This is a genomic window from Gilvimarinus sp. 1_MG-2023, assembly GCF_030548285.1.
Genome location: NZ_JAUOSC010001516.1, coordinates 1 through 244, shown reverse-complemented (window position 1 = coordinate 244; position 244 = coordinate 1). Strand labels below are relative to the sequence as shown.

1 protein-coding gene is annotated in these 244 nt (G+C 53.7%); it reads left to right on the top strand.

The features are described from left to right. Nucleotides 1-244: ATP-binding cassette domain-containing protein (locus Q4563_RS21895; RefSeq protein WP_303606038.1), on the top strand; the 244-nt coding region annotated here is incomplete at both ends.

Below are 244 nucleotides of genomic sequence, written 5' to 3'. Positions count from 1 at the left end.
GGTGTTTGCCTCTTTGTCTGGTGGCGAACAGCAGCGCGGCTTGATTGCCCGGGCACTGGTGCAACGGGCAGAACTGATTGTGCTCGATGAACCGGTCAATCATCTGGATGTGTATTACCAGCACGATGTGCTGGCTTTGCTGGGGCAATTGGCTCGGGATAACGGCCTGACCGTGGTGATGAGTTTGCACGATCTTAATCTGTCGGCACATTACTGCGACCAGTTGTTGTTATTGGATCATGGC